The sequence below is a fragment of the Stenotrophomonas sp. PFBMAA-4 genome, assembly GCF_030053215.1.
Lineage (GTDB): Bacteria > Pseudomonadota > Gammaproteobacteria > Xanthomonadales > Xanthomonadaceae > Stenotrophomonas.
Genome location: NZ_JASGBW010000021.1, coordinates 1 through 25,851, shown reverse-complemented (window position 1 = coordinate 25,851; position 25,851 = coordinate 1). Strand labels below are relative to the sequence as shown.

General features: G+C 63.9%; 17 protein-coding genes and 4 tRNA genes. 20 read left to right on the top strand and 1 reads right to left on the bottom strand.

Annotated elements, in window-relative coordinates:
- Positions 1–49 precede the first annotated feature (49 nt).
- The gene (gene ychF, locus QMZ26_RS13780; RefSeq protein ID WP_079220741.1) at positions 50–1,141 is read left to right on the top strand and encodes a redox-regulated ATPase YchF; all 1,092 of its coding nucleotides are present in this window, start codon (positions 50–52) and stop codon (positions 1,139–1,141) included.
- A gap of 535 nt (positions 1,142–1,676) precedes the next feature.
- Here the strand turns inward: ychF and QMZ26_RS13775 are convergent.
- Complete coding sequence (locus QMZ26_RS13775) at positions 1,677–4,415, bottom strand: TonB-dependent receptor (RefSeq protein WP_283221801.1); 2,739 nt, start codon at positions 4,413–4,415, stop codon at positions 1,677–1,679.
- A gap of 216 nt (positions 4,416–4,631) precedes the next feature.
- Between QMZ26_RS13775 and QMZ26_RS13770 the strand changes: the two genes are divergently transcribed.
- The 19 genes from QMZ26_RS13770 to tuf (QMZ26_RS13680) all read left to right on the top strand — a co-directional run.
- Entirely contained in the window at positions 4,632–5,612 is a 981-nt protein-coding gene (locus QMZ26_RS13770; protein ID WP_283221832.1) for a cyanophycinase, read from the top strand.
- Between the two features lie 113 nt (positions 5,613–5,725).
- Positions 5,726–6,742 carry an isoaspartyl peptidase/L-asparaginase gene (locus QMZ26_RS13765; protein ID WP_283221800.1) on the top strand — a complete coding sequence of 339 codons (1,017 nt, stop codon included), beginning with the start codon at positions 5,726–5,728 and terminating at the stop codon, positions 6,740–6,742.
- 137 nt (positions 6,743–6,879) lie between these two features.
- A tRNA-Tyr gene (locus tag QMZ26_RS13760) sits at positions 6,880–6,965 on the top strand.
- 26 nt (positions 6,966–6,991) lie between these two features.
- A tRNA-Gly gene (locus QMZ26_RS13755) sits at positions 6,992–7,065 on the top strand.
- A 48-nt stretch (positions 7,066–7,113) separates the two neighbouring features.
- Positions 7,114–7,189: transfer RNA gene (locus tag QMZ26_RS13750), tRNA-Thr, on the top strand.
- A 39-nt stretch (positions 7,190–7,228) separates the two neighbouring features.
- Positions 7,229–8,419 carry an elongation factor Tu gene (gene tuf, locus QMZ26_RS13745; RefSeq protein WP_079220745.1) on the top strand — a complete coding sequence of 397 codons (1,191 nt, stop codon included), beginning with the start codon at positions 7,229–7,231 and terminating at the stop codon, positions 8,417–8,419.
- Between the two features lie 103 nt (positions 8,420–8,522).
- Positions 8,523–8,598 (top strand) — tRNA-Trp (locus QMZ26_RS13740).
- Between the two features lie 48 nt (positions 8,599–8,646).
- On the top strand, positions 8,647–9,060 hold the full coding sequence (gene secE, locus QMZ26_RS13735; protein WP_079220746.1) for a preprotein translocase subunit SecE: 414 nt from the start codon (positions 8,647–8,649) through the stop codon (positions 9,058–9,060).
- Positions 9,061–9,070: 10 nt separating this feature from the next.
- Positions 9,071–9,631 carry a transcription termination/antitermination protein NusG gene (gene nusG, locus QMZ26_RS13730; RefSeq protein WP_108748649.1) on the top strand — a complete coding sequence of 187 codons (561 nt, stop codon included), beginning with the start codon at positions 9,071–9,073 and terminating at the stop codon, positions 9,629–9,631.
- 286 nt (positions 9,632–9,917) lie between these two features.
- Positions 9,918–10,346, top strand: a complete 429-nt coding sequence (gene rplK / locus QMZ26_RS13725) for a 50S ribosomal protein L11 (protein ID WP_004145248.1) — start codon at positions 9,918–9,920, stop codon at positions 10,344–10,346.
- Between the two features lie 4 nt (positions 10,347–10,350).
- Positions 10,351–11,049 (top strand): 50S ribosomal protein L1, encoded by a 699-nt coding sequence (rplA, locus tag QMZ26_RS13720; RefSeq protein ID WP_200734418.1) that lies wholly within the window; start codon positions 10,351–10,353, stop codon positions 11,047–11,049.
- 386 nt (positions 11,050–11,435) lie between these two features.
- A complete protein-coding gene (rplJ, locus tag QMZ26_RS13715; RefSeq protein ID WP_079220748.1) occupies positions 11,436–11,969 on the top strand; it encodes a 50S ribosomal protein L10 in 534 nt (177 codons plus the stop codon).
- A gap of 64 nt (positions 11,970–12,033) precedes the next feature.
- Positions 12,034–12,399, top strand: a complete 366-nt coding sequence (rplL, locus tag QMZ26_RS13710; protein ID WP_025879347.1) for a 50S ribosomal protein L7/L12 — start codon at positions 12,034–12,036, stop codon at positions 12,397–12,399.
- Between the two features lie 362 nt (positions 12,400–12,761).
- A complete protein-coding gene (rpoB, locus tag QMZ26_RS13705) occupies positions 12,762–16,916 on the top strand; it encodes a DNA-directed RNA polymerase subunit beta (protein ID WP_283221799.1) in 4,155 nt (1,384 codons plus the stop codon).
- A gap of 87 nt (positions 16,917–17,003) precedes the next feature.
- Positions 17,004–21,227, top strand: coding sequence for a DNA-directed RNA polymerase subunit beta' (gene rpoC, locus QMZ26_RS13700; RefSeq protein WP_079220750.1), 4,224 nt, complete (start codon positions 17,004–17,006; stop codon positions 21,225–21,227).
- A 284-nt stretch (positions 21,228–21,511) separates the two neighbouring features.
- Positions 21,512–21,886, top strand: a complete 375-nt coding sequence (gene rpsL / locus QMZ26_RS13695) for a 30S ribosomal protein S12 (protein ID WP_004145320.1) — start codon at positions 21,512–21,514, stop codon at positions 21,884–21,886.
- A gap of 12 nt (positions 21,887–21,898) precedes the next feature.
- Positions 21,899–22,366, top strand: a complete 468-nt coding sequence (gene rpsG / locus QMZ26_RS13690) for a 30S ribosomal protein S7 (protein WP_079220751.1) — start codon at positions 21,899–21,901, stop codon at positions 22,364–22,366.
- A gap of 138 nt (positions 22,367–22,504) precedes the next feature.
- Complete coding sequence (fusA, locus tag QMZ26_RS13685; RefSeq protein ID WP_283221798.1) at positions 22,505–24,646, top strand: elongation factor G; 2,142 nt, start codon at positions 22,505–22,507, stop codon at positions 24,644–24,646.
- A gap of 51 nt (positions 24,647–24,697) precedes the next feature.
- A partial coding sequence (gene tuf / locus QMZ26_RS13680; RefSeq protein WP_283221797.1) for an elongation factor Tu occupies positions 24,698–25,851 on the top strand: 1,154 nt, incomplete at its 3' end.

The window sequence follows — 25,851 nt, the reverse complement described above, 5'->3', positions numbered from 1 at the left end:
GGCCACGCCGCTGTTTCCCCAATCACTTTCACCCCAGAGAGCTGTCACCATGGGTATCAAATGCGGCATCGTCGGCCTGCCCAACGTCGGCAAGTCGACCCTGTTCAACGCGCTGACCAAGGCGGGCATCGCCGCGGCGAACTTCCCGTTCTGCACCATCGAACCGAACGTCGGCATCGTGCCGGTGCCGGACCCGCGCCTGGGTGAGCTGGCGGCGATCATCAACCCGCAGAAGGTCATCCCGACCGCGGTGGAGTTCGTCGACATCGCCGGCCTGGTGGCCGGTGCGGCCAGCGGCGAAGGCCTGGGCAACAAGTTCCTGGCGCACATCCGCGAAGTCGATGCGATCACCCACGTGGTGCGGTGCTTCGAGAACGCCGACGTCATCCACGTCAACAACAAGGTCGACCCGATCTCGGACATCGAAACCATCGATACCGAGCTGGCCCTGGCCGACCTGGACAGCGTCGAGAAGGCCCTGAACCGCGCCGAGCGCGCCGCCAAGGGTGGCGACAAGGAAGCGGCCGCGCGCAAGCCGGTGCTGGCCAAGCTGCAGGCGGCCCTGGCCGACGGCAAGTCCGGTCGTTCGGTTGGCCTGGACGAGGAAGAGAAGGCGCTGGTCCGTGACCTGTTCCTGCTGACCCTGAAGCCGGTGATGTACATCGCCAACGTGCTGGAAGACGGCTTCGAGAACAACCCGCACCTGGACGCCGTGCGCGCCCACGCCGCCGCCGAAGGCGCGCAGGTGGTGCCGGTGTCGGCCGCGATCGAAGAAGAGCTGTCCCAGCTCGACGACGAAGACCGCGACACCTTCCTGGCCGACCTGGGCCTGAGCGAGCCGGGCCTGAACCGCGTGATCAACGCGGCCTACAGCCTGCTGGGCCTGCAGACCTACTTCACCGCTGGCGTGAAGGAAGTCCGTGCGTGGACCGTGCGCAAGGGCGCCACCGCCCCGCAGGCCGCCGCGGTCATCCACACCGACTTCGAGAAGGGCTTCATCCGCGCCGAAACCATCGCGTATGACGACTTCATCAAGTACAAGGGCGAAGCAGGTGCCAAGGAAGCCGGTCGCCTGCGCCTGGAAGGCAAGGAATACCGCGTGCAGGAAGGCGACGTGCTGCACTTCCGCTTCAACGTCTGATCCAGCGCCAACGGATCGACCCCGGACGCCCCGCCTCGAGCGGGGCGTTCGCGTTTCCGGCATCGGTTTCTGCGCTGGACAAAAAATGACCACGCTTCGGAACGCCTGCGGTGCAAGGCTCGCACGCACTTGTCCACACCAAACCCCCACCGCTTTCCACGCGGGGTGTGGAAAACCCAGCCTGCCACTGTAGAGCCGAGCCCATGCTCGGCTGATGGCAGCAGGAGCCGAGCATGGGCTCGGCTCTACAGAAGCTGGCCCGCGCGGCGTGGACAAAATTTCACCACGCTGGGAAACGCCTGCGGCATAACGCTCGCACCCACTTGTCCACATCAAGTTCCCATCGCTTTCCACGTGCCGTGTGGAAAACAACCGGGGACGTGGACAAAAAATCACCACGCCTGGAAACGCCTGTGGTGCAATGCTCGCGGCCACTTGTCCACACCAAGTTCCCATCGCTTTCCACGTGCGGTGTGCATAAACAACGAGGCCCGCCAATGGCGGGCCTCGTCGTCCACTTCCTGCGAAACCGCGCTTACAGCGCGCTGCCGCCGAACTTGTGGGTGTACTGCAGGTTGATCGTGCGGCCCACGCTGTCGAACCAGGACACGTCGTAGTACGGGTAGGCCGTATACGTGGCGTCCTTCGGCGGCATCTTGTTGAACACGTTGACCACCGACAGCGACAGGCGCGAGTGGTCGTCGAAGCGGTACTGCACCGAGGCGTTGTAGCGGTAGGTCGCCTTGATGTACGGGCTGTCGCCGCTGTCCTCGTCGAACACCTGGTCGTAGCTGTCCGAGTTCGGCAGCTTGCCCAGGCGCGAGCCGTACACGGTCGCCGACCACGCGTCCTTCTCCCAGGTCACGCTGACGCTGGTCTTGGTGCGCGGGATGTCGAAGCCGCTGTTCACCGCGAACTGGTCTTCGATGGGGTCACCCGGGTAGCGCTGGAAATCATGCTTCTTCACCCAGGTATGGGTGCCGTTGAAGATGAAGTCGCCGGCGCCGGTCTGCAGGCGGTAGCGCAGGCCCACGTCGATGCCCGAGGTCGACTCGCGTGCCACGTTGATCGGGTTCACGTACACGCCGTACAGGCGGCCGTCGGCAGTGCGGGTCACCCGCGCCAGCGCGTCCACGCAGGTGGGCGAGGTGATGTCGGCGTCGCCCAGGCGGCAGTTCGCTTCGCTGGCCAGGATCGTGCGCACGTCCATGTCCTGCACCTGCTTGCGCATGTCGATGTCGAACCAGTCCACCGACAGGTCCAGGCCGGCAGCCGGCGACCAGACGAAGCCTGCGCTCCACGAGGTGCTGGTCTCCGGGTCGAGTTCGCGGTTGCCGCTGCGGCTGCGGATCACGTTGCGCTCGTAGTCGGAGCAGTCATCGGCGTCGTCGGCACGGCAGCTGTACAGATCTTCTGCCGTGGTCTCGTCGTTGCCCGGGCCGGCGAACACGTAGTGCAGGTCCGGCGCGCGGAAGGCGGTGCCGTAGGAACCGCGCACCAGCAGGCTGTCCACGGGGCGCCATTCCAGGCCGCCGCTCCAGGTCGCCTTGCCGATGGTGTGGCCCGAGTAGCGGTACTGGTCGTAGCGGCCAGCCACGCTCAGGCTCAGCGTGTCGTGCAGCGGCAGGCGCAGCTCGGCGGCGGTCGCCCAGCGGTTGCGCGAACCCTTGCCGTCCGAATCCTTCCAGCTGTAGTAGTAGTACTCGGTCGCCAGCGGGTCGGGATTCAGTGCATAGGCCTGCTGGCCCACTTCCACCGTCGCGGCGAAACCGGCGTCGCCGCCAGGCAGCGCGAACAGCGAGCCGTTGGTCAGGGTGAGGGCGGCCGTCTCGGTGCGCGATTTCGGCGTGTAGGTCGTGCGCGCGGCGATCGACTCGTATTCGGCGCGGGTCAGCGGCCGGTACAGGCGCGAGGGGGCGGCGTTGTAGATCGGGAAGCCATCATCGTCCTCGCCCAGCTGCGGGCCCAGGAACAGGTCGTTGGCCTTGGCGGCAATGATCTGCGGCCAGCTGATCCGCGACTGGTACTGCGAATGGCTCAGCGCCGCTTCGTAGTCCCAGTTGCCCGCCAGGTTGCCCTTGAAGCCGGTGGTCACGCTGAAGGTCTTCTGCGTGCTGCGCACCATGGCGTTGCGCAGGCCACCCATTTCCTCGGGCGAGAACTGGCGCTGCCAGAATTCGATCTCGTCGGTGGCCTCGTTGTTGAAGTAGCCCGACTCGTCGCCATCGGCCGCCATGCGTCCCCACGAGGTGACGTCGCGCATCAGCGCCAGCGTGTGGTAGCCCATCTGCACGTCGGCAAACCACTGCTGGCCGTTGTCGAAGTCATAGCTCAGCGAGGCGTAGCCGTTGGCACCGCGGCGCTTGCTGAGGATGGTGCCGTAGCCGATCGACGCATCACTGCCGCAGTAGTAGCCATAGCGCGGGCGGAAGGCATGGTAGGTGCTGCCCTGGTTCTGCCCGGCCAGCGCTTCGCAGGTGGCCGCGCCCGGGTCCAGGTAGTCATCGTTGTAGTCGGTACGCAGGTAGGCGCGGCGCGCGATGCGCGAGCCTTCGGTCGGCCCGTCCTGGGTCGAATCCTGGATGTCGCGCTCATAGGCCCACAGCGGCGTCTGCGACTGCAGCTCCACGCTGTAGACCGCATTGAAGTTGCCCTTGCTGAAGCCGCTGGACAGGCTCATGTCGAACGACTCGCCGCCGCCTTCGCTGGTGGTGCCCATGCGCACGTCGACCGTGGTGCCGTCGGCCTTCTTCTTCAGGATGAAGTTGACCACGCCAGCGATCGCATCCGAGCCGTAGATGGCCGACGCGCTGCCGGTCAGCACTTCGATGCGGTCGATCATGCCCAGCGGGATGTTGGACACGTCGGTGAAGTTGCTGCGGCCCTGGAAGGGCATCGGGAAATCGGCGATGCGGCGGCCGTTGACCAGCACCAGGGTGTGGTTCGGGCCCAGCCCGCGCAGGTCGACCTGCTGTGCGCCCGGCGAGAAGTCGGCGCCGCTGGAGGACTGCTGGCTCTGGGTCTCGCCGCCGTTCTGGGTCATCGCACGCAGCACGTCAGGCACCGTGGTGAAGCCGCTGGAGCGGATCTCCTCGGCATTGATCACCGTGATCGGTGCCGGGCCTTCCACCTGCGCGCGCGGGATGCGCGAACCGGTTACCTGGACTGCATCAAGTTGCTGCACCGAAGAGGAGCCGGGGCTCTGGGCCGCTGCCGAGGCAGCAACACCCATCAACGCCAGCTGGATCGACCACGCCATCGCCTGTCTACGCATGAGAAATATCTCGGGAATGAAGCCGGCCCGCAGAGGAGGGGCCCTGTCCCCCATTCACAATCCGGAATGGGCGCGCGCATTTAACGCCTTTTTTACGCTCTTGACTACAGGTCTTTCATCTGGCAAAGAGTGAAAACGATTGCAAGCCGATTCTGTTCAGGGAGATCAACCATGAGCGCCCTTGTCCGCCGCATCTGCTCAAGCCTCTTGCTGGGGATGGTGCTGGCCCTGATGGCCCCGCTGGCATCAGCGCAGGACCCCCGCGACCTGCAGTCCCCCGGCTTCGATTATTACGAGATTGGCGACCTGGATGCACCCCGGCCCGGCCCGCGCGCGCCGGCGATGATGCTGATGGGGGGCGGTGAGTGGGTACCCGAAGCCTTCCAGTGGTGGCTGCGCCAGGCCGGCAACGGCCGCGTGCTGATCCTGCGCGCATCGGGCCGCGACGAACTGCAGGAGCGCCTGTACCGCGACATCGGCGGTACCACCGCCGTGCAGACCCTGGTGTTCGACAACCGCCGCGGTGCCGACGATCCGGCGGTGCTGCGCGTGGTGGCCGCCGCCGATGCCATCTTCATCGCCGGCGGCGACCAGTCGCGCTACATCCGCTTCTGGAAGGGCACGGCGCTCAATCGTGCCCTCAATGCGCACGTGCGGGCCGGCAAGCCGATTGCCGGCACCAGTGCCGGCCTGGCGATCCTCGGCGGCTATGCCTATGGCGCGCTGGACGGCGGCAGCATCACCTCGGCCGGCGCGCTGGCCGACCCGATGGGCAGCGCGGTGACCCTCGACAGCGGCTTCCTGCACATGCCCTACCTGCAGCGCGTGGTCACCGACACCCACTTCGACAAGCGCGACCGCCTCGGCCGCCTGATCGTGTTCGTTGCCCGCGCCGCCCGCGAGAGTGGTGATCCGGACATGGTCGGCATCGGTGTGGACGAGGACACGGCCCTGTGCGTGGAGCCCGACGGCCAGGCCCAGGTCTACAGCGCCGATGGCGAAGGCAAGGTCTGGGTGGTCAGTCCCGGCCGCGACGCCGACCGCCTGGTGGAGGGCGAGCCGCTGCAGTTCCACGCGGTGCCGGTAACCGTGGTCGCCAGTGGTGGCCGCCTGCGCCTGGATGACTTCCAGGCCGACGTCGACTACCAGGCCATGGCCGACATCACCGACGGCCAGATCGAAGTCATCCGCCGGTAGTGCCGGCCGCTGGCCGGCACCTCCCCTGCATGCACCATTGGCAAGGCGCTGCCGGCCAGCGGCCGGCACTACCAGCAGTGCCCATTTCCTGAACCTTCCTGGAGACGTACCCGATGAAACTGCGCCTGGCGCTGTCCGCCCTGCTGTCCCTGCCCCTGCTCGCGCAGGGAGCGCCGTCTACTTCACCGCTGCTGGTCATCCATGGCGGGGCGGGGGTCGAGCGCAAGGATCTGTCGCCGGCCGAGGAGAAGGCTGCGCGCGCGGCGTTGAAGGCGGCGCTGCTGAAGGGGCATGCGGAACTGGCGGCGGGTCGTCCGGCGCTGGCGGCGGTCACTGCGGCGATCACCGTGCTCGAGGACGATCCGACCTTCAATGCCGGCAAGGGTGCGGTATTCACCCATGACGGCCGCAACGAACTGGATGCCGCGCTGATGGATGGCGCCACCCAGGCGGCCGGCGCGGTGGCCGGCGTGCAGCGCGTACGCAACCCGATCCAGCTGGCGCAGCGGGTCATGCAGAAATCGCCGCACGTGATGATGGTCGGGCAGGGCGCCGAGGCATTCGCGGTGGAGCAGGGTGTCAGCCTGGTCGATCCCTCGTACTTCCGCACCGACAAGCGCTGGCAGCAGCTGCAGCGCGCACTGAAGGAAGAGGCCAGCGGCCAGGCCCATGCCGATCTGGAGACGGCAAAGCACTTCGGTACCGTCGGTGCGGTCGCACTGGATGCGCAGGGCCATCTTGCGGCCGGCACGTCCACCGGCGGCATGACCAACAAGCGCTACGGGCGCGTGGGTGATTCGCCGATCATCGGTGCCGGCACCTGGGCCGATGCGCGTTGCGCGGTGTCGGGCACCGGTTGGGGCGAGTACTACATCCGCACTGCGGCCGCGCACGAGATCTGCGCGCGCATGCGCTACCAGGGGCAGACGCCGGAGCAGGCTGGCAAGGGCGTCATCAACGACACCATCCCGAAGATGGGGGGCGACGGTGGGGCGATCGTGCTTTCCGCAGACGGAAAAGCAGCCACGCCGTTCAACACGCAGGGCATGTATCGGGGCTGGATCGGCGCCGACGGAGTGCCTCATGTCGCAATTTTCGCCAACGAGACCCTGGTGCTGCCAGGGCAATAACGTTGCGTATCAATGGGTTTGCGACAACGTGTGAAAAAAATGGAAAAAAGCGTTGACAGCCCCCCGTCCCATCAGCAGAATAAGCGGCTCACCACCACACACCGCAACGCTTCGGCGGCAACGGCATGGGGTGGTAAGGAGGGATACCCAAGCGGCCAACGGGGGCAGACTGTAAATCTGCTGGCTTACGCCTTCGGTGGTTCGAATCCACCTCCCTCCACCAGATTCACGTTGTGGCACATTCCCGGTGCGGGAGTAGTTCAATGGTAGAACCTCAGCCTTCCAAGCTGATGGTGCGGGTTCGATTCCCGTCTCCCGCTCCATTGAATGAACTTTGAATATTATCGAGTTCATGCCATAATGCAAAACTCGCTCACATAGCTCAGTCGGTAGAGCACTTCCTTGGTAAGGAAGAGGTCGAAGGTTCGATTCCTTTTGTGAGCACCATCTTAAGCACCACACCAGACGAATTCGAGATAAGCAGCCATGGCCAAGGGTAAGTTCGAGCGCACCAAGCCGCACGTCAACGTCGGCACCATCGGTCACGTCGACCACGGCAAGACCACGCTGACCGCCGCACTGACCAAGATCGGTGCCGAGCGTTTCGGCGGCGAGTTCAAGGACTACTCGGCCATTGACGCCGCTCCGGAAGAGAAGGCTCGTGGTATCACGATCTCGACCGCGCACGTCGAATACGAATCCACCACCCGTCACTACGCCCACGTCGATTGCCCGGGCCACGCTGACTACGTCAAGAACATGATCACCGGTGCCGCCCAGATGGACGGCGCGATCCTGGTGTGCTCGGCCGCTGACGGCCCGATGCCGCAGACCCGCGAGCACATCCTGCTGTCGCGTCAGGTCGGCGTGCCGTACATCGTCGTGTTCCTGAACAAGGCCGACATGGTTGACGATGCCGAGCTGCTGGAACTGGTCGAAATGGAAGTCCGCGAGCTGCTGAGCAAGTACGACTTCCCGGGCGACGACACCCCGATCATCTCGGGTTCGGCCCGCCTGGCGCTGGAAGGCGACCAGAGCGACATCGGCGTGCCGGCCGTGATCAAGCTGGTCGATGCTCTCGACAGCTGGATCCCGACCCCGGAGCGTGACGTCGACAAGCCGTTCCTGATGCCGGTGGAAGACGTGTTCTCGATCTCGGGCCGCGGCACCGTGGTGACCGGTCGTATCGAGCGCGGCGTGATCAAGGTCGGCGAAGAAATCGAAATCGTCGGCATCCGTCCGGTTCAGAAGACCACCGTGACCGGCGTCGAAATGTTCCGCAAGCTGCTGGACCAGGGCCAGGCAGGCGACAACGCCGGTCTGCTGCTGCGCGGCACCAAGCGTGACGACGTCGAGCGTGGCCAGGTCCTGGCCAAGCCGGGTTCGATCAAGCCGCACACCAAGTTCGACGCCGAAGTCTACGTGCTGTCGAAGGACGAAGGCGGCCGTCACACCCCGTTCTTCAAGGGCTACCGTCCGCAGTTCTACTTCCGTACCACCGACATCACCGGTGCGGTTGAGCTGCCGGAAGGTGTCGAGATGGTGATGCCGGGCGACAACATCAAGATGGTTGTCACCCTGATCAACCCGGTCGCCATGGACGCCGGCCTGCGCTTCGCAATCCGCGAAGGTGGCCGTACTGTCGGCGCCGGTGTGGTCTCCACCATCATCGAGTAAGCCTGCAAAGCCGGCGGTTGCATAGCGCTGCCGGTCGCGCGAGTGGCGGGCCGGGAACCTCGGTCCGCCTTCGCCGTCTAAGGGAAGGCAAGTTTCAATCTGTACGCCAGTAGCTCAATTGGCAGAGCAGCGGTCTCCAAAACCGCAGGTTGGGGGTTCGAGTCCCTCCTGGCGTGCCATCTGCCCACCTTATCCAGCGGTTCGGCCGCTAAAGCAGACATAGCCTGATGAATAGCAAGATCGAACACTCCAAGGACACCTCCACCCAGGGTGGGGATATCGTCAAGTACGCCCTCGCCACCCTGCTGGTGCTGGCTGGTCTGTTCGTCTGGTTCTGGTTCTCCGCTGACTCCGGTCGCGCTGCCCAGCTGGGCGCGTGGACGGGTCAGCTGCGTGCGTTGGCCGTTGTCGTGGGTCTGGCCGGTGGTATCGGCGTGTTCCTGCTGACCGGCAAGGGTCGTGATACCCGCGAATTCCTCTCCGAGTCGCGCTTCGAGCTGCGCAAGGTGGTCTGGCCGACGCGCCAGGAAGCCACCCGCATGACCTGGGTCGTGATGGTTGTGGTGATCATCCTCAGCCTGCTGCTGGGTGGATTCGATTACGTCATTCAGCGGCTGGTCCAGCTGTTCCTGACCCGCTAAGGAGATTTGCATGAAGCGTTGGTACGTCGTTCACGCCTATTCGGGCTTCGAGAAGTCGGTTGCGCAGGCCCTGCGTGATCGCATCGCCCGTGACGGCATGGAAGAGCGCTTCGGCGATGTCCTGGTCCCGACCGAAGAAGTGGTCGAGATGCGCGCTGGCCAGAAGCGCCGTTCGGAGCGCAAGTTCTTCCCGGGTTACGTGCTGGTCCAGATCGAGACCCACGAAGAGGCCGGCATCCCGCGCATCGACAACGAAAGCTGGCACCTGGTCAAGGAAACCCCGCGCGTCATGGGCTTCATCGGCGGCACCGCCGATCGCCCGCTGCCGATCGCCGATTCCGAGGCCGAGGCCATCCTGAACCGCGTTCAGGAAGGTGTCGAGAAGCCGCGTCCGAAGGTGCTGTTCGAGCCGGGCCAGATGGTCCGCGTCACCGACGGCCCGTTCAACGATTTCAATGGCGTCGTCGAAGAAGTCAACTACGAGAAGAGCCGTCTGCGCGTCTCGGTGCTGATCTTCGGTCGTGCCACCCCGGTCGAGCTCGAGTTCGGCCAGGTCGAAAAGGCCGTCTGACCTGTCGGTAGAGTCGAGCTTGCTCGACTTTGCAGATCAGTCGAGCAAGCTCGACTCTACGGAACCAGGAACCGGGCACAGCCCGGTTTCATTCGTTTACGTGCCGCTTCAGGCATGTGAAGAAAAAACCTGTTATAGTGCGCGGCTCCCCGCTGGGAAGCCAGCAGGATGAGGCCGCCGCAAGGTGGCCTTCAGCATGATTTCAAAACGCGATGCCGGGACGCGTGATTCCCGGTCCGATGGGGAGCCTGTTGTCGCAAGGCGCTAGCACCCGGAGAGCATACTCATGGCAAAGAAAGTTGTCGGTTACATCAAGCTGCAGGTGAAGGCCGGTCAGGCCAACCCCTCGCCGCCGGTCGGTCCTGCGCTGGGTCAGCGCGGCCTGAACATCATGGAATTCTGCAAGGCGTTCAACGCTGCCACGCAGAAGCTCGAGCCGGGTCTGCCGGTTCCGGTGATCATCACGGCCTACTCGGACCGTACGTTCACCTTCATCACCAAGAGCACCCCGGCCACCACCCTGCTGAAGAAGGCCGCTGGCATCTCGTCGGGCTCCAAGCGCCCGAACACCGAGAAGGTCGGCAAGGTCACCCGTAAGCAGCTGGAAGAGATCGCCAAGGCGAAGGAACCGGATCTGACTGCCGCCGATCTGGACGCCGCCGTGCGTACCATCGCTGGCTCTGCCCGTTCCATGGGCCTCGTGGTGGAGGGTTAATCAGATGGCACAGAACAAGCGCGAAAAGGCCATCAAGGCCGCCGTTGTCCCGGGCAAGTCGTACGCCTTCGAAGACGCGATCAACATCCTGAAGACCGCCACCAAGGCCAAGTTCGTCGAGTCGATCGACGTTGCTGTGCGCCTGGGCGTTGATGCGAAGAAGTCCGACCAGCAGGTCCGTGGCTCCACCGTGCTGCCGGCGGGTACCGGCAAGTCGGTCCGCGTCGCTGTCTTCGCTCCGGCCGGTGCCAAGGCTGACGAAGCCCTGGCCGCTGGCGCCGAAGCCGTCGGTATGGACGACCTGGCCGAGAAGATGCAGGCCGGCGATCTGAACTACGACGTCGTCATCGCGACCCCGGACGCGATGCGCGTCGTCGGTAAGCTGGGCACCGTGCTGGGCCCGCGCGGCCTGATGCCGAACCCGAAGGTCGGCACCGTTTCCCCGAACCCGGGTGAAGCCGTGAAGAACGCCAAGTCGGGCCAGGTCCGTTACCGCACCGACAAGGCCGGTATCATCCACTGCACCATCGGCAAGGCCGACTTCGCCGAAGACGCGCTGAAGTCGAACCTGACCGCGCTGCTGGTGGACCTGATCAAGGCCAAGCCGGCCACCTCGAAGGGCACCTACCTGCAGAAGGTTTCGGTCAGCTCGACGATGGGCCCGGGCGTCACCGTCGACCAGTCGTCGCTGACCCTGAAGTAATTGTTTCAAGCGGTCACGGTACCCTCGGGCACCGTGACCGTGACATTTGAAGGCATCGCCAGCCGTACATCGCTGGTGGTAGCCGTCAAAGACCGCAGGCGCGGTCGTGGCAATACCGGCGACGGGCACGGAAGCTCGATATGGCAGGGAGTCGCCGCCGGAGCAGCAATGACCGCTTAATCGATTCTTCGGAATCAACCTGCGTAGATGGTGCCCTTCTGGAGTTTTTCTGGTTCACGCACGTCTGGGATCTTCCCCGATTGCACTCCAGGTCTGGAACGGCCCACCCCCGGAACATCATTCCGATGTTCCCGGCGTCCAGGACGGATGCCGCACAGGACCGCACACGGCAGGAGCCGTAAGCGGAGTTCAATTGGAGGAGTGCAATGGCTCTCAATCTGTCCCAGAAGCAAGAAGTAGTCGCCGAGCTGGCAGACGTCGCCGCCAAGGCCCACTCCTTGATCGCAGCCGAATACGCTGGCACCACGGTCGCCCAGATGACCGCGATGCGCAAGCAGGCTCGTGAAACCGGTGTTTTCTTGAAGGTTGTCAAGAACACCCTGGCTTCGCGTGCCGTTGAAGGCACCGAGTTCGCAGTCGCACAGGACCAGATGGTTGGTCCGCTGCTGTACGCGTTCTCGCTCGAGGAGCCCGGCGCAGCCGGTCGCCTGATCAAGGAAGCCGCCAAGGGCAACGACAAGCTGAAGGCTAAGGTCGTCGCCATCGGTGGTGAAGTGTTCCCGGCGAGCCACGTCGAGGTTCTGGCATCGCTGCCGACCCGCGACCAGGCCCTGGCAATGCTGGCACGCGTCCTGGCCGAACCGGTCACGATGTTCGCCCGCGCCATCAAGGCTATCGGTGACAAGCAGAACGGTGGCGAAGCCGCTGAAGCTGCTGAACCGGCCGCCGAGACCGCCTGAGTTTCGACTATTTAGTGGTTCCTTGCGGAACCTCATCCCAGAAAATCATCCAAAGGTAATTATCATGTCCCTTACCAACGAACAGATCGTCGACGCCATCGCCGAGAAGTCCCTGATGGAAGTGATGGAGCTGGTCAAGGCCATCGAAGAGAAGTTCGGCGTCTCCGCCGCTGCTCCGGTCGCCGCCGCTGTGGCTGGCCCGGCTGCCGTCGTTGAAGAGCAGACCGAATTCGTCGTCACCCTGAAGACCGCTGGCGACAAGAAGGTCGAAGTCATCAAGGCCGTCCGCGCCATCACCGGCCTGGGCCTGAAGGAAGCGAAGGACCTGGCCGAAGCCGGCGGCGTCCTGAAGGACAACGCTTCGAAGGACGAAGCCGAGAAGATGAAGAAGGACCTGGAAGCTGCTGGCGCGACTGTCGAAGTCAAGTAAGCACTTCCCTTGCATCGTCATCGATTCACGGCGATGCAGCCAAGGCTGGGGGCGTAAGCCCCCGGCCTTTGGTCGTTGTTGCGGTGTTGTAGAGTCGACTGTTAGTCGACTGCTGTGAAGGAAGTCGACTAACAGTCGACTCTACCGGTTCAAAAGCAGAAAAAGCCCAACACGGGCTGCGGTCACAACCTCGCCAGCCAGCGCCTCGCGCGGCGGCAGGGCAGTAGATGCAGACGAGTTGGCAGTTGGAAGTAGCGGGAGAAGGCGTGCTGGTGCCGGCAATACCAGCGACTTCCAACTGACAATTTCAAGTTCCCTTCGGGTCGTGGGCGCACGGCCCGCACAACAAGGTGGAAGACCTCATGACGTCCTATTCGTTCACCGAAAAAAAGCGTATCCGCAAGGATTTCGGCAAGCAGCGCTCGATCCTCGAAGTGCCGTTCCTGCTGGCCATCCAGGTGGATTCCTACCGTGATTTCCTGCAGGAAAACATCGATCCGGCCAAGCGCGCCGATTACGGCCTGCACGCTGCGCTGAAGTCGGTCTTCCCGATCGCCAGCTACAGCGGCAATGCCGCCCTGGAATACGTCGGCTACAAGCTCGGCGAGCCGGTCTTCGACGAGCGTGAGTGCCGTCAGCGTGGCATGAGCTACGGTGCGCCGCTGCGCGTGACCGTGCGCCTGGTCATCTACGACCGCGAGTCGTCGACCAAGGCCATCAAGTACGTGAAGGAGCAGGAGGTCTATCTGGGCGAAATCCCGCTGATGACCGAGAACGGCACCTTCATCGTCAACGGCACCGAGCGCGTCATCGTCTCGCAGCTGCACCGTTCGCCGGGCGTGTTCTTCGACCACGACCGTGGCAAGACCCACAGCTCGGGCAAGCTGCTGTACAGCGCCCGCATCATTCCTTACCGCGGTTCCTGGCTGGACTTCGAGTTCGACCCGAAGGACGCGCTGTTCACCCGTATCGACCGTCGCCGCAAGCTGCCGGTGTCGATCCTGCTGCGCGCGCTTGGCTACAGCAACGAAGAGATGCTGGCCGAGTTCTTCGAGATCAACACCTTCCACATCAACCCGGATGAAGGCGTCCAGCTGGAGCTGGTGCCGGAGCGCCTGCGTGGCGAAACCCTGGGCTTCGACCTCGCCGACGGCGACAAGGTCATCGTGGAAGCCGGCAAGCGCATCACCGCGCGCCACATCAAGCAGCTGGAAGCCTCGGGCATCGCCGCCCTGGCCGTGCCGGACGACTACATCGTCGGCCGCATCCTGTCGCACGACGTGGTCGATGCCTCGACCGGCGAACTGCTGGCCCAGGCCAACGACGAGATCAGCGACGAGCAGCTGCAGAACTTCCGCAAGGCCGGCGTCGATGCGGTGGGCACCCTGTGGGTGAACGACCTGGATCGTGGCCCGTACCTGTCCAACACCCTGCGCATCGATCCGACCAAGACCCAGCTGGAAGCCCTGGTCGAAATCTACCGCATGATGCGTCCGGGCGAGCCGCCGACCAAGGATGCCGCGCAGAACCTGTTCCACAACCTGTTCTTCACCTTCGAGCGCTACGACCTGTCCGCGGTCGGCCGCATGAAGTTCAACCGTCGCGTGGGCCGCAAGGAAACCACCGGCGAAGCCGTGCTGTACGACAGCAAGTACTTTGGTGAGCGCAACGACGAAGAGTCCAAGCGCCTGGTCGGCGCCCACGGCGACAGCTCCGACATCCTGGACGTGATCAAGGTCCTGACCGAGATCCGCAATGGTCGCGGCGTGGTCGATGACATCGATCACCTGGGCAACCGTCGCGTGCGTTCGGTCGGCGAAATGGCCGAGAACGTGTTCCGCGTCGGCCTGGTCCGCGTCGAGCGCGCGGTCAAGGAACGCCTGTCGATGGCCGAGTCGGAAGGCCTGACCCCGCAGGAGCTGATCAACGCCAAGCCGGTCGCCGCTGCCATCAAGGAGTTCTTCGGCTCCTCGCAGCTGTCGCAGTTCATGGATCAGAACAACCCGCTGTCGGAAGTGACCCACAAGCGTCGCGTCTCGGCCCTCGGCCCGGGCGGCCTGACCCGTGAGCGCGCCGGCTTCGAAGTGCGCGACGTGCACCCGACCCATTACGGCCGCGTCTGCACCATCGAAACGCCGGAAGGCCCGAACATCGGCCTGATCAACTCGCTGGCCGTGTACGCCCGCACCAACAAGTACGGTTTCCTCGAGACCCCGTACCGCAAGGTCGTGGACGGCAAGGTGTACGACGAAGTCGAATTCCTGTCGGCCATCGAAGAAAACGAGTACGTCATTGCGCAGGCCAACGCCCTGACCAATGCCGACAGCGTGCTGACCGAGCAGTTCGTTCCCTGCCGTTTCCAGGGCGAATCGCTGCTGAAGCCGCCGGCGGAAGTCCACTTCATGGACGTCTCGCCGATGCAGACCGTGTCGATCGCGGCCGCGCTGGTTCCGTTCCTGGAGCACGATGACGCAAACCGCGCACTGATGGGCGCGAACATGCAGCGTCAGGCCGTGCCGACCCTGCGTGCGCAGAAGCCGCTGGTCGGTACCGGCATCGAGCGCGCCGTGGCGCGTGACTCCGGTGTGACCGTCAACGCCCGTCGTGGTGGCGAGATCGTGCAGATCGACGCCGCTCGCATCGTGGTCAAGGTGGTCGAGGAAGAAATCGTCGGTGCCACCGACGCCGGCGTCGACATCTACAACCTGGTCAAGTACACCCGCTCGAACCAGAACACCTGCATCAACCAGCGTCCGCTGGTCCAGGTGGGTGACATCATCGCCCGCGGCGACGTGCTGGCCGACGGTCCGTCCACCGACATCGGCGAACTGGCCCTGGGCCAGAACATGCTGATCGCGTTCATGCCGTGGAACGGCTACAACTTCGAAGACTCCATCCTGCTCTCCGAGCGCGTGGTGGAAGAGGATCGCTACACCACGATCCACATCGAAGAGCTGACCTGCGTCGCGCGTGACACCAAGCTGGGGCCGGAGGAAATCTCCGCCGACATCCCGAACGTTTCCGAGCAGGCGCTGAACCGCCTGGACGAAAGCGGCGTGGTGTACATCGGTGCGGAAGTTCGTGCCGGCGACATCATGGTCGGCAAGGTCACCCCGAAGGGCGAAAGCCAGCTGACCCCGGAAGAGAAGCTGCTGCGCGCGATCTTCGGCGAGAAGGCTTCGGACGTTAAGGACAGCTCGCTGCGCGTTCCGCCGGGCATGGACGGCACCGTCATCGACGTGCAGGTCTTCACCCGCGACGGCATCGAGAAGGACAAGCGCGCCCGCCAGATCGAAGAGTCTGAAATCAAGCGCGTCAAGAAGGACTTCGACGACCAGTTCCGCATCCTCGAAGCCGCCATCTACATGCGTCTGCGTTCGCAGATCGTGGGCAAGGTGGTCAACGGTGGTGCCGGCCTGAAGAAGGGCGACGTCATCTCCGACGCCTACCTGGACGGCCTGAAGAAGGCTGACTGGTTCGCCCTGCGCATGAAGGACGAGGACGCTTCGGAAGCCATCGAGCGCGCACAGAAGCAGATCCAGGCGCACGAGAAGGAATTCGAGCGTCGCTTCGCCGACAAGCGCGGCAAGATCACCGCCGGCGACGACCTCGCCCCGGGCGTGCTGAAGATGGTCAAGGTCTTCCTGGCCGTGAAGCGCCGCATCCAGCCGGGCGACAAGATGGCAGGCCGCCACGGCAACAAGGGTGTGGTCTCCAACGTGGTGCCGGTCGAGGACATGCCGTACATGGCCTCGGGTGAAACCGTGGACATCGTGCTGAACCCGCTGGGCGTGCCGTCGCGCATGAACATCGGCCAGATCCTGGAAGTGCACCTGGGCTGGGCAGCCAAGGGCCTGGGTCGCAAGATCCAGGCGATGATGGAAGCCCAGGCTGCGGTTGCCGACCTGCGCAAGTTCCTGGACGACATCTACAACCACGACGACACCAACGTGGCCAACCGTGTCGACCTGTCGCAGTTCAGCGACGAGGAACTGCTGCGTCTGGCCCGTAACCTCACCGACGGCGTGCCGATGGCCACCCCGGTGTTCGACGGCGCCACCGAAGCGGAAATCAAGCGCATGCTGGAACTGGCCGACCTGCCGAGCAGTGGCCAGACCCAGCTGTATGACGGCCGCACCGGTGAAGCGTTCGATCGCCACACCACCGTGGGTTACATGCACTACCTGAAGCTGAACCACCTGGTCGACGACAAGATGCACGCCCGTTCGACCGGTCCGTACTCGCTCGTCACCCAGCAGCCGCTGGGCGGCAAGGCGCAGTTCGGTGGCCAGCGCTTCGGTGAAATGGAAGTCTGGGCGCTGGAAGCCTACGGCGCGGCCTACACCCTGCAGGAAATGCTGACGGTGAAGTCCGATGACGTGCAGGGCCGCAACCAGATGTACAAGAACATCGTCGACGGTGAGCACGAGATGGTCGCGGGCATGCCGGAATCCTTCAACGTCCTCGTGAAGGAAATCCGCTCGCTGGCCATCAACATGGAACTGGAAGACAACTGATCCATGCCGGCGCGGCGGTCCGCCGCCGCGCCGCTGGCAGTCAACTGAAAGCCCATCGACACAGCATTCCTCCTTCTGGAGAACACCATGAAAGACCTGCTCAACCTCTTCAACCAGCAGCGCCAGACGCTGGACTTCGACGCGATCAAGATCGCGCTGGCCTCGCCGGACCTGATCCGTTCGTGGTCCTTCGGCGAAGTGAAGAAGCCGGAAACCATCAACTACCGTACCTTCAAGCCGGAGCGTGACGGCCTGTTCTGCGCCGCCATCTTCGGGCCGGTCAAGGACTACGAGTGCCTGTGCGGCAAGTACAAGCGCATGAAGCACCGCGGCGTGGTCTGCGAAAAGTGCGGCACCGAAGTGACCCTGGCCAAGGTGCGCCGCGAGCGCATGGGCCACATCGACCTGGCCTCGCCGGTCGCGCACATCTGGTTCCTCAAGTCGCTGCCGTCGCGCATCGGCCTGATGCTGGACATGACCCTGCGTGACATCGAGCGCGTGCTGTACTTCGAAGCCTACGTGGTGACCGAGCCGGGCCTGACCGCCCTGGAGCGCCGCCAGCTGCTGACCGAAGAACAGTACCTGACCGCCCGCCAGGAACACGGTGACGACTTCGACGCCGCCATGGGCGCCGAGGCCGTGTACGAACTGCTGCGCACGATCGACCTGCAGTCGGAAATGACCCGCCTGCGCGAGGAAATCGCCGCAACCGGTTCGGAAACCAAGCTCAAGCGCCTCACCAAGCGCATCAAGCTGATCGAAGCCTTCCTGGAATCGGGCAACCGTCCGGAATGGATGGTCATGACCGTGCTGCCGGTGCTGCCGCCGGACCTGCGTCCGCTGGTCCCGCTGGACGGTGGCCGCTTCGCGACCTCCGACCTGAACGACCTGTACCGCCGCGTCATCAACCGCAACAACCGCCTGCGCCGCCTGCTCGAACTGAGCGCGCCGGACATCATCGTGCGCAATGAAAAGCGCATGCTGCAGGAATCGGTCGATGCGCTGCTGGACAACGGCCGTCGCGGCCGTGCCATCACCGGCACCAACAAGCGCCCGCTGAAGTCGCTGGCCGACATGATCAAGGGCAAGCAGGGCCGCTTCCGCCAGAACCTGCTGGGCAAGCGCGTCGACTACTCGGGCCGTTCGGTCATCGTGGTCGGCCCGTACCTGCGCCTGCACCAGTGCGGCCTGCCGAAGAAGATGGCGCTCGAGCTGTTCAAGCCGTTCGTCTTCGCCAAGCTGCAGCGTCGTGGCCTGGCCACCACCATCAAGGCCGCCAAGAAGCTGGTCGAGCGCGAAGAAGCCGAAGTCTGGGACATCCTGGAAGAGGTCATCCGCGAACATCCGGTCATGCTGAACCGTGCGCCGACCCTGCACCGCCTGGGCATCCAGGCGTTCGAGCCGGTGCTGATCGAAGGCAAGGCCATCCAGCTGCACCCGCTGGTCTGCACCGCGTTCAACGCCGACTTCGACGGTGACCAGATGGCCGTCCACGTGCCGCTCTCGCTGGAAGCCCAGCTGGAAGCGCGTGCGCTGATGATGTCGACCAACAACATCCTGTCGCCGGCCAACGGCGAGCCGATCATCGTGCCGTCGCAGGACGTCGTGCTGGGTCTGTACTACATGACCCGCTCGCTGGAAAACAAGAAGGGCGAGGGCATGGCCTTCGCCAACATCGCCGAAGTGAAGCGCGCCTACGACAACCGCGTGGTGGAACTGCACGCACGCGTCAAGGTCCGCATCACCGAAGTGGTTACCGACGAAGAAGGCAACAAGCAGAACAAGACCTCGATCGTGGACACCACGATCGGTCGCGCCCTGCTGGCTGAAATCCTGCCGGAAGGCCTGCCGTTCGCGCTGGCCAACACCGAGCTGACCAAGAAGAACATCAGCCGCCTGATCAACTCCAGCTACCGCCAGCTGGGCCTGAAGGACACGGTCGTGTTCGCCGACAAGCTGATGTACACCGGCTTCGCTTACGCGACCCGCGCCGGCGTCTCCATCGGCATCGACGACATGCTGATCCCGGACGAGAAGAAGGGCATCCTCACCGAGGCCGAAGCCGAAGTGCTGGAAATCCAGGAGCAGTACCAGTCGGGCCTGGTCACCGCCGGCGAGCGCTACAACAAGGTGGTCGACATCTGGTCGCGCACCAATGAGCGCATCGCCAAGGCGATGATGGACACCATCGGTACCGAGAAGGTCGTCAATGCCAAGGGCGAGACCATCGACCAGAAGTCGATGAACTCGCTGTACATCATGGCCGACTCCGGTGCGCGTGGTTCGCAGGCCCAGATCCGTCAGCTGGCCGGTATGCGCGGCCTGATGGCGCGTCCGGACGGCTCGATCATCGAGACGCCCATCAAGGCGAACTTCCGCGAAGGCCTGAACGTGCAGGAGTACTTCAACTCCACCCACGGTGCCCGTAAGGGTCTGGCCGATACCGCACTGAAGACCGCGAACTCGGGTTACCTGACCCGTCGTCTGGTCGACGTCGCGCAGGACGTGGTCATCACCGAGGTGGATTGCGGTACCACCGAAGGCCTGATCATGACCCCGATCGTGGAAGGCGGCGACGTGGTCGAGCCGCTGAAGGATCGCGTGCTGGGTCGCGTGGTTGCCGAGGACGTGTTCCTGCCGGGCAACGACGAAGATCCGATCGTCACCCGCAACACCCTGCTGGACGAAGCCTGGGTCGCCAAGCTGGAAGACGCCGGCGTACAGAGCATCAAGGTGCGTTCGACGATCTCGTGCGAATCGGCCTTCGGTGTCTGCGGTCGCTGCTACGGCCGCGATCTGGCCCGTGGCCACCTGGTCAACATCGGTGAAGCGGTCGGCGTCATCGCTGCCCAGTCCATCGGTGAGCCGGGTACCCAGCTGACCATGCGTACGTTCCACATCGGTGGTGCGGCGTCGCGAGCTGCTGCGGTCGACAACATCACCGTCAAGACCACCGGCTCGGTCAAGTTCAGCAACCTCAAGTCGGTCGAGCACGCCAACGGCTCGCTGGTGGCAGTGTCGCGTTCGGGCGAAATCTCGGTGCTCGATGCCCACGGCCGCGAGCGTGAGCGTTACAAGCTGCCGTACGGTGCGACCATCACCTCGAAGGACGGTGATGCGATCAAGGCTGGCCAGACCGTGGCCAACTGGGATCCGCATAACCACCCGATCGTGTCGGAAGTTGCCGGCTTCATCCGCTTCATCGACTTCGTCGACGGCATCACCGTCATCGAGAAGACCGATGAGCTGACCGGCCTGGCCTCGCGTGAAATCACCGATCCGAAGCGTCGTGGTGCCCAGGCCAAGGACCTGCGCCCGATCGTGCGCATCGTCGACGCCAAGGGCAACGACCTGTCCATCCCGGGCACCGATCTGCCGGCGCAGTACCTGCTGCCGCCGCGTTCGATCGTCAACCTGCAGGACGGCGCCGCAGTGGGCGTGGGCGACGTGGTCGCCAAGATCCCGCAGGAAGCGTCGAAGACCCGCGACATCACCGGTGGTCTGCCGCGCGTGGCCGATCTGTTCGAAGCCCGCAAGCCGAAGGATCCGGCGGTGCTGGCCGAGCGTTCGGGCATCATCAGCTTCGGCAAGGACACCAAGGGCAAGCAGCGCCTGATCATCAAGGACACCGATGGTTCGGAACACGAAGAGCTGATCCCGAAGTACCGCCAGGTCATCGTGTTCGAAGGCGAGCATGTCACCAAGGGTGAAACCATCGTGGACGGCGAGCCGAGCCCGCAGGACATCCTGCGCCTGCTGGGTGTCGAACCGCTGGCTGCCTACCTGGTGAAGGAAATCCAGGACGTGTACCGCCTGCAGGGCGTGAAGATCAACGACAAGCACATCGAGGTCATCACCCGCCAGATGCTGCGCAAGGTCGAGATCACCGACCAGGGCAGCAGCAAGTTCCTGAACGGCGAACAGGTGGAGCGCCAGCGCGTAATCGAGGAGAATGCGCGCCTGTCGACCCGCAACGAGCTGCCGGCGCACTTCGATCCGGTCCTGCTGGGTATCACCAAGGCATCGCTGGCGACCGAATCGTTCATCTCGGCCGCTTCGTTCCAGGAAACCACCCGCGTGCTGACCGAAGCTGCCGTCCGCGGCACCAAGGACAACCTGCGCGGCCTGAAGGAAAACGTCATCGTCGGCCGTCTGATCCCGGCCGGTACCGGTCTGTCGTACCACAGCAGCCGCCGCCGCGGCGCTTCGGGTCTCACCGACTCGGAGATGCAGGCCCTGACCGGCACCCCGGCGGCCGTCGAAGCTCCGGCCGTTGAAGCCGAAGCTGAACAGGCGTCCGGCGAAGAATGAGGTATCAGGTCCGGCCGGTAGAGTCGAGCTTGCTCGACTGCACCGGTCGGCCATTGGGAAAGGGCAGGGGGGATCGTCCGCGATCCTCCCGGCCAACCTGAACGGGGTGCACGGAGGCTCCCCAGTAACGTTCCAGGATCAGGAACGGGCTTGACAGGAGGCGTTTGACTGCTTTCCTGACAGGTTGCTACAATCGTCTGTCTCAGCAGGCCAGAATTTTGGCCTGCTTTAACATTTCCGCATCTCTGGCCGGATTTCCGGCCACCAATCAGAAGAACCTACTGATGGCGACGATCAACCAGCTGGTCCGCAAGCCGCGGCAAGCTACTACGTACAAGAGTGCCTCGCCGGCGCTCGACAAGTGCCCGCAGCGCCGTGGCGTCTGCACGCGCGTTTACACCACCACCCCGAAGAAGCCGAACTCGGCTCTCCGCAAGGTTGCCAAGGTCCGCCTGACCAACCAGGAAGAAGTCATTTCCTACATCGGCGGCGAAGGCCACAACCTGCAGGAGCACTCCGTGGTCCTGATCCGTGGCGGTCGCGTCAAGGATCTGCCGGGTGTGCGTTACCACACCGTTCGTGGCTCGCTCGACGCCGCCGGCGTTGCCAAGCGTCGCCAGGCCCGTTCCAAGTACGGCGCCAAGCGTCCGAAGGCATAAGGAGAGACCACTATGTCGCGTAAGGGTAATACTCCGCAGCGTTCCGTCCTGCCGGATCCGAAGCACGGAAGCGAAACCATCGCCCGTTTCATCAACATGGTCATGCTGAGCGGCAAGAAGTCCGTCGCTGAGAAGATCGTGTACGGTGCCATGGACGTCATCGCCGAGAAGAACGCCAACTCGATCGAGCTGGTGCAGAAGGCTCTGGACAACGTCGCTCCGTCGGTCGAAGTCAAGTCGCGCCGTGTCGGTGGTGCCACCTACCAGGTGCCGGTCGAAGTGCGTGCATCGCGCAAGATGGCTCTGGCCATGCGCTGGCTGATCGACTCCGCGCGCAAGCGTGGTGAGAACACCATGCCGAAGAAGCTGGCTGCTGAACTGATCGACGCCTCGGAAAACCGTGGCGGCGCCATCAAGAAGCGCGAAGAAACCCACCGCATGGCCGAAGCCAACAAGGCCTTCGCCCACTACCGCTGGTGAGTTTGACGGCCTTGTAAAACAGGCAGGGCAGCACCACATCGGTGCTGCCTCGCGGCCCCGGAAGGGCTGCGCCAATCCGAAGGCCGCCGCAAGGCGGCGTTCGGCCATCCGAAATCCAAGAAATCTGAGAGGCTCCCCGTGGCCCGTTCCACTCCCATCGAGCGTTACCGTAACTTCGGCATCATGGCTCACATCGATGCCGGCAAGACCACCACGTCCGAGCGCATCCTGTTCTACACCGGCAAGAGCCACAAGATCGGTGAAGTGCACGACGGCGCCGCCACCATGGACTGGATGGAGCAGGAGCAGGAGCGTGGCATCACGATCCAGTCCGCTGCCACCACCGCGTTCTGGAAGGGCATGGACAAGTCCCTGCCGGAGCACCGCTTCAACATCATCGACACCCCCGGGCACGTCGACTTCACCATCGAAGTCGAGCGTTCGCTGCGCGTGCTCGATGGCGCGGTGTTCGTGCTGTGTGCCGTCGGTGGCGTGCAGCCGCAGTCGGAAACCGTGTGGCGCCAGGCCAACCGTTACAAGGTGCCGCGCATTGCGTTCGTCAACAAGATGGACCGCACCGGCGCCAACTTCTACAAGGTCCGTGACCAGCTGAAGGCCAAGCTCGGCGCTGTCGCCGTGCCGATGCAGCTGCCGATCGGTGCCGAAGACGGCTTCAAGGGCGTCGTCGACCTGCTGAAGATGAAGGCCATCCATTGGGATGAAGCCTCGCAGGGCATGAAGTTCGAGTACGGCGAAATCCCGGCCGACCTGCAGGAAAAGGCTGAAGAAGCCCGTACCTACATGATCGAAACCGCGGCAGAAGCCAGCGAAGAGCTGATGGAAAAGTACCTGGGCGGCGAAGAGCTGGCCGAGGCCGAAATCATCAACGCGCTGCGTACCCGTACCCTGGCTACCGAAATCGTCCCGATGTACTGCGGTTCGGCGTTCAAGAACAAGGGCGTGCAGGCCATGCTCGACGGCGTGATCCAGCTGCTGCCGTCGCCGGTCGACGTGCCGGACGTGACCGGTACCGACGTGGATGACGAAAACGTCGCCATGACCCGCAAGTCCGACGACAAGGCTCCGTTCTCGTCGCTGGCCTTCAAGATCATCACCGACCCGTTCGTCGGCGCGCTGACCTTCTTCCGTGTCTACTCGGGCACCCTGAACGGTGGCGACACCGTCCTGAACTCGGTGAAGGGCAAGAAGGAGCGCATCGGCCGCATCCTGCAGATGCATTCGAACAACCGCGAAGAAATCAAGGAAGTTCTGGCCGGTGACATCGCCGCTGCCGTGGGCCTGAAGGACACCACCACCGGTGACACCCTGTGCTCGATCGACCAGCCGATCATCCTGGAGCGCATGACGTTCCCGGAACCGGTGATCTCGATGGCTGTCGAGCCGAAGACCAAGTCGGACCAGGAAAAGATGGGTCTGGCCCTGGGCCGTCTGGCGCAGGAAGATCCGTCGTTCCGCGTCAAGACCGACGAAGAATCCGGCCAGACCATCATCTCGGGCATGGGCGAGCTGCACCTGGACATCATCGTCGACCGCCTGAAGCGCGAGTTCAACGTTGAAGCCAACGTCGGCGCGCCGCAGGTTGCCTACCGCGAAACCATCACCCTGGCCGACGTCAAGTCGGACTACAAGCACGCCAAGCAGTCCGGTGGTAAGGGTCAGTACGGTCACGTCGTGATCGAGCTGTCGCCGATCACCGCTGAAGACCGCGCCGATGCGAAGATCGCTCCGCTGATCAAGGACGACTTCCTGTTCGTCAATGACATCACCGGCGGCGTGATTCCGAAGGAATTCATTCCTTCGATCGAAAAGGGCCTGCGCGAAACCATCACCAGCGGTCCGCTGGCTGGCTTCCCGGTGGTGGACGTGAAGGTCAAGCTGGTCTTCGGTTCGTACCACGACGTCGACTCCTCGGAAATGGCGTTCAAGCTGGCATCGTCGATGGCCTTCAAGCAGGGCTTCGCCAAGGCCAAGCCGGTGCTGCTGGAGCCGATCATGAAGGTCGAGATCGTGACCCCGGAGGATTACCAGGGTGACGTGATGGGCGACGTGAGCCGTCGTCGCGGCGTGCTGCAGGGTTCCGACACCACCGGTGACGGCTCCGCTTCGATCATCAACGCGATGATCCCGCTGGGTGAAATGTTCGGTTACGCCACTGCGCTGCGTTCGCAGACCCAGGGCCGCGCCACCTTCACCATGGAATTCGACCATTACGAGCCGGCGCCGAACAACATCGCCGAAGCCGTCATGAAGAAGGGCTGAGCCTCGCTCAGCCTCTCCTGAAAACACTTACGACAATCAAGGGATACAACAATGGCAAAGGGTAAGTTCGAGCGCACCAAGCCGCACGTCAACGTCGGCACCATCGGTCACGTCGATCATGGTAAGACCACGCTGACCGCCGCGCTGACCAAGATCGGCGCCGAGCGCTTCGGCGGCGAGTTCAAGGATTACTCGGCGATCGACGCCGCTCCGGAAGAGAAGGCTCGTGGTATCACGATCTCGACCGCGCACGTCGAATACGAATCCACCACCCGTCACTACGCCCACGTCGATTGCCCGGGCCACGCTGACTACGTCAAGAACATGATCACCGGTGCCGCCCAGATGGACGGCGCGATCCTGGTGTGCTCGGCCGCTGACGGCCCGATGCCGCAGACCCGCGAGCACATCCTGCTGTCGCGTCAGGTCGGCGTGCCGTACATCGTCGTGTTCCTGAACAAGGCCGACATGGTTGACGATGCCGAGCTGCTGGAACTGGTCGAAATGGAAGTCCGCGAGCTGCTGAGCAAGTACGACTTCCCGGGCGACGACACCCCGATCATCTCGGGTTCGGCCCGCCTGGCGCTGGAAGGCGACCAGAGCGACATCGGCGTGCCGGCCGTGATCAAGCTGGTCGATGCTCTCGACAGCTGGATCCCGACCCCGGAGCGTGACGTCGACAAGCCGTTCCTGATGCCGGTGGAAGACGTGTTCTCGATCTCGGGCCGCGGCACCGTGGTGACCGGTCGTATCGAGCGCGGCGTGATCAAGGTCGGCGAAGAAATCGAAATCGTCGGCATCCGTCCGGTTCAGAAGACCACCGTGACCGGCGTCGAAATGTTCCGCAAGCTGCTGGACCAGGGCCAGGCAGGCGACAACGCCGGTCTGCTGCTGCGCGGCACCAAGCGTGACGACGTCGAGCGTGGCCAGGTCCTGGCCAAGCCGGGTTCGATCAAGCCGCACACCAAGTTCGACGCCGAAGTCTACGTGCTGTCGAAGGACGAAGGCGGCCGTCACACCCCGTTCTTCAAGGGCTACCGTCCGCAGTTCTACTTCCGTACCACCGACATCACCGGTGCGGTTGAGCTGCCGGAAGGCGTCGAGATGGTGATGCCGGGCGACAACATCAAGATGGTTGTCACCCTGATCAACCCGGTCGCCATGGACGCCGGCCTGCGCTTCGCAATCCGCGAAGGTGGCCGTAC

What these genes read in the sequence shown, in the direction of transcription:
- ychF (WP_079220741.1), top strand. Translation starts at nt 50, where the DNA reads ATGGGTATCAAATGCGGCATCGTCGGCCTGCCCAACGTCGGCAAGTCG.
- QMZ26_RS13775 (WP_283221801.1), bottom strand. Translation starts at nt 4,415, where the DNA reads ATGCGTAGACAGGCGATGGCGTGGTCGATCCAGCTGGCGTTGATGGGT.
- QMZ26_RS13770 (WP_283221832.1), top strand. Translation starts at nt 4,632, where the DNA reads ATGGTGCTGGCCCTGATGGCCCCGCTGGCATCAGCGCAGGACCCCCGC.
- QMZ26_RS13765 (WP_283221800.1), top strand. Translation starts at nt 5,726, where the DNA reads ATGAAACTGCGCCTGGCGCTGTCCGCCCTGCTGTCCCTGCCCCTGCTC.
- tuf (WP_079220745.1), top strand. Translation starts at nt 7,229, where the DNA reads ATGGCCAAGGGTAAGTTCGAGCGCACCAAGCCGCACGTCAACGTCGGC.
- secE (WP_079220746.1), top strand. Translation starts at nt 8,647, where the DNA reads ATGAATAGCAAGATCGAACACTCCAAGGACACCTCCACCCAGGGTGGG.
- nusG (WP_108748649.1), top strand. Translation starts at nt 9,071, where the DNA reads ATGAAGCGTTGGTACGTCGTTCACGCCTATTCGGGCTTCGAGAAGTCG.
- rplK (WP_004145248.1), top strand. Translation starts at nt 9,918, where the DNA reads ATGGCAAAGAAAGTTGTCGGTTACATCAAGCTGCAGGTGAAGGCCGGT.
- rplA (WP_200734418.1), top strand. Translation starts at nt 10,351, where the DNA reads ATGGCACAGAACAAGCGCGAAAAGGCCATCAAGGCCGCCGTTGTCCCG.
- rplJ (WP_079220748.1), top strand. Translation starts at nt 11,436, where the DNA reads ATGGCTCTCAATCTGTCCCAGAAGCAAGAAGTAGTCGCCGAGCTGGCA.
- rplL (WP_025879347.1), top strand. Translation starts at nt 12,034, where the DNA reads ATGTCCCTTACCAACGAACAGATCGTCGACGCCATCGCCGAGAAGTCC.
- rpoB (WP_283221799.1), top strand. Translation starts at nt 12,762, where the DNA reads ATGACGTCCTATTCGTTCACCGAAAAAAAGCGTATCCGCAAGGATTTC.
- rpoC (WP_079220750.1), top strand. Translation starts at nt 17,004, where the DNA reads ATGAAAGACCTGCTCAACCTCTTCAACCAGCAGCGCCAGACGCTGGAC.
- rpsL (WP_004145320.1), top strand. Translation starts at nt 21,512, where the DNA reads ATGGCGACGATCAACCAGCTGGTCCGCAAGCCGCGGCAAGCTACTACG.
- rpsG (WP_079220751.1), top strand. Translation starts at nt 21,899, where the DNA reads ATGTCGCGTAAGGGTAATACTCCGCAGCGTTCCGTCCTGCCGGATCCG.